The following is a 3,674-nucleotide window of genomic DNA, read 5'->3' as shown; positions in this document are numbered from 1 at the left end:
GGCCGGCTCCACCGGCGGCAGCAGCCGCGCCGCGCCGCCGTTCATCACCTTCACGTGGGGCAACGAGACGACGTTCAAGTCCGTCTGCACGTCGCTCACCGTCGCGTTCAAGCTCTTCCGGCCCAACGGCGACCCGATCCGGGCCGACGTCAAGATGACGCTCAAGCAGGCCGAGGCGGCCAGCACGGCGTCCTCGAACGGCGCCAACCGGGGCACGAACCCGACGACCCGGGCCAACGCCGGCCACGGCGTCCACATGGTCAAGGACGGGGACTCGCTGCCGTCGATCGCCTATGAGGCCTACGGCGACGCGACCACGTGGCGGGCGATCGCCGACGCCAACGGGATCGAGAACCCGATGCACCTGCGCCGCGGGCGGGCGCTGAGCCTGCCGAGGCTGGAGGACTGATGCCCACCGACGCGGAGAAGCACGTCGCAGGCGTCGACGTGCTGGCCGGCGGCGCGCAGCTGGACCCGAAGATCCGCGACACGATGCTCGAGGTCCGCGTGCGCGACACGCTGCTGCTGCCGAGCTCCGCGACGGTGCGGGTGGCCGATCCCACCGGCGACAACATCGACACGCTGTTCAACACCCTGGGGATCGGCAAGGACATCGAGGTCAAGACCTCCTCGACGGGGTCCACCGCGACGAAGTCGATCTTCAAGGGGCAGGTCGTCGCGTTCGAGCCGGAGTTCGGCGCGAAGGGCGCGGAGATCGTCATCCGCGCGCTCGACAAGGGCCACAAGCTCCAGCGCCAGCGCAAGGTCCGCACGTTCCAGCAGGTGTCGGCCGCGGACATGGTCCGCAAGATCGCCGGGGAGTCCGGCCTCCAGTCCGACGTCCAGTCGACGAACGTCGTGTACGAGTTCTTCCAGCAGAGCGCGGAGACCGACTGGGACTTCGTCACGCGGCTCGCGCGCGTCAACGACTACCGCGTCTTCGTCAAGGACAACACGCTCCACTTCGAGAAGCCGGACAGAAGCGCCGGGGCGGCGATCGAGCTGACCTGGCAGGACAACCTGATCAGCTTCCGGCCGCGCGTCTCCGGCGTCCAGCAGATCGACACCGTCAACGTGCGCAACTGGGACCCCAAGAACAAGCAGACGGTGACGGGGAGCGCGTCGAACGCCACGACCGCGAGCAGCCCCGGCATCCAGCGCAGGGCGGTGGCCAGCGACCTCGGCGGCGGCACGACGCTGGTGGCCAGCCGCCTCGCCGTCAACAGCGACGAGGCCAACGGGATCGCCAAGAGCGCCCTCCAGGGCCAGGCCGACGCGTTCGCGGAGGCCGAGGGCGCGTGCTTCGGCAATCCCGACATCAAGGCGGGGTGCAAGGTCACGATCAAGAACGTCGGCAGCAAGTTCGGCGGGACCTACCTGGTCTCGTCCTCGACCCACCTCTACCGGGGCAAGACGGGCTACCAGACGAGCTTCCAGATCTCCGGCAGCTCCGACCGCGGGCTGCTCGACCTCCTGCACCCGCCGGTCAAGCAGGACTGGAGCGCGCACCTCGTTGTCGGCCTGGTGACCAACAACAACGACCCCGACCAGATGGGTCGCGTGCGCGTGAAGTACCCCTCGCTCAGCGACTCCGAGGAGAGCGCCTGGGCGCGCGTGGCGTCGCTCTCGGCCGGCAACGCGCGCGGGCTGATGATGCTCCCGCAGCCCGACGAGGAGGTGATCGTCGGCTTCGAGCACGGCGACGCCCGGCGCCCGGTCGTCCTCGGGTCGGTCTTCAACGGCAAGGACAAGCCGGGCGCCGACCTGATGCAGAACAGGGACGGCAGCTTCGCCCTGCTCTCGAACGAGAAGGCCCACATCCACACCAAGAAGGACTTCGAGATCAAGAGCGACCAGGCGCTGATGATCGAGATCACCAAGGACGCGACGACCAAGGCCCAGGGGAAGATCGAGCAGGAGGCCTCGCAGAGCGCCAAGCTCAAGGCCGGCACGACCTACGAGATCGAGGCGGGCAGCTCGATGACGCTCAAGGGCGTGTCCGTGACCGTCGAGGCGTCCGCGTCGCTGACGCTCAAGGGCGCCACGGTGGACATCCAGGGCAGCGGTCCGGTGAACATCAAGGGCGCGGTCATCAATCTCGGATAGGTTCTGGACGTGACGGAGATCATCGGCTCAGGGCTCGCGTTCCCGCTCCAGGTGGACCGCCGTGGCGGCATCGCGCTGGCCCGCGACGAAACGGACATCGAGCAGGCGATCGAGCTCATCCTCGCCACCGCCCCCGGCGAGCGCCCGATGCGCCCGGAGTTCGGCTGCGGCGTGCACGACTTCGTGTTCGACTCGATCGACGCCTCGACCGTCGGCCGGATGGAGCTCGCGATCCGCGACGCGCTGGATCGCTGGGAGCCGCGGGTCTTCGTCGAGACCGTCCGGTTCAACCTCGACTACGTCGGTGAGGGCCGGCTGATCATCGACATCGGCTACCGCGTCCGCGCCACCAACACGATGCGCAACCTCGTCTATCCGTTCTATGTGATTCCCGCGGAGGAGTTGGAGTGAGACTGCCGGAGATCCAGCTCGACGACCGCCGCTTCCAGGACCTCGTCTCGGAGGCCCGCCTGAAGATCACCCGCTCGTGCCCCGAGTGGACCGAGCACAACGTCTCCGACCCTGGCATCACGCTGATCGAGCTGTTCGCGTGGATGACCGAGATGACGATCTACCGGCTCAACCGGGTGCCGGACAAGCTCCACGTCTCGCTGCTCGAGCTGCTCGGCATCCGCCTCGACGGTCCGAGCGCCGCGCAGACGAGCCTGCGCTTCCGGCTGCCGGAGACCGCGAAGGAGCCGCTGCTGATCGACGCCGGCACCGAGGTCGGCACCCCGCGGACGGCGACGGAGGAGTCGATCATCTTCCAGGTCGACGACGCCTTCGAGGTCCCCGCCGCGCTGCCGGCGGCCTACGTCCTCCAACGCGGCGGCCAGGTCAAGAGCGTCGGCCTCGCCGACGGCGTCGCCAAGCCCGCGGGCGCCGACCAGCTCGCCTTCGCCAGCCCGCCGACCATCGGCGACGCGCTCTACCTCGGCTTCGACGAGCCGATCGGCCGCCTGCTGATCGAGGTCGACGTCGACGCCTCGCAGGCGCGCGGCGCCGGCGTGAACCCCGACGACCCGCCGCTGCGCTGGGAGGTCTCCCAGGGCGACAACGAGTGGCTCGAGGCCGAGGTGCTCGAGGACCTCACCGGCGGCTTCAACTACGGCTCCGGCACCGTCACGCTCGAGCTGCCCCCGCGCTCGGCGGTCCAGCCGCTGGCCGGCCACCGGATGCACTGGCTGCGCTGCCGGATCGACGACAAGACCCGCCACGGCGGCGCGGCGACCACCTACACCCAGCCGCCCGAGATCTACTCGATCACCGCCGGCGTCGTGGGCGCGCGGCTGCCCGCCACGCACGCGTCGCAGATCAGCCTGGAGATCCTCGGCGTCTCCGACGGCACCCCGGGCCAGATCTTCCCCCTGCACAACTCGCCGCTGCTCAAGCCGGCCGCCGGGGAGACGCTCGAGGTCCAGGACCCCGAGTCGGGCGACTGGGCGCGCTGGGAGCTGCGCGACGACTTCGTGGGCTCGACGGAGTACGACCGCCACTTCAACCTCGACCAGGTCTCGGGCGAGATCGAGTTCGGGCCCGCGATCCGCGAGACCGACGGCGGCTGGACC

Annotated in this window: 4 protein-coding genes; all 4 read left to right on the top strand. The window is 69.6% G+C overall.

The genetic code is table 11. From position 1 onward, the window contains the following. On the top strand, window positions 1–409 hold a 409-nt coding region (locus VFX99_RS13310; RefSeq protein ID WP_329666777.1), incomplete at its 5' end, for a LysM peptidoglycan-binding domain-containing protein. Then, a complete protein-coding gene (locus tag VFX99_RS13305; protein WP_329666776.1) occupies window positions 409–2,106 on the top strand; it encodes a VgrG-related protein in 1,698 nt (565 codons plus the stop codon). The genes VFX99_RS13310 and VFX99_RS13305, both read left to right, overlap by 1 nt. A gap of 9 nt (window positions 2,107–2,115) precedes the next feature. After that, entirely contained in the window at window positions 2,116–2,517 is a 402-nt protein-coding gene (locus VFX99_RS13300; protein WP_329666775.1) for a GPW/gp25 family protein, read from the top strand. Continuing rightward, window positions 2,514–3,674, top strand: a 1,161-nt coding sequence (locus VFX99_RS13295; protein WP_329666774.1) for a putative baseplate assembly protein, incomplete at its 3' end; no start/stop codon positions are given. The genes VFX99_RS13300 and VFX99_RS13295, both read left to right, overlap by 4 nt.

The organism is Microbacterium sp., from assembly GCF_036277215.1.
Lineage (GTDB): Bacteria > Actinomycetota > Actinomycetes > Actinomycetales > Microbacteriaceae > Microbacterium.
The sequence above is the reverse complement of the archived record's forward strand: the minus strand, read 5'-3'. Positions and strand labels throughout refer to the sequence as shown.

Bases quoted from the DNA above. Each gene is read 5' to 3' on its own strand.
- VFX99_RS13305 (WP_329666776.1), top strand. From the start codon at position 409: ATGCCCACCGACGCGGAGAAGCACGTCGCAGGCGTCGACGTGCTGGCC.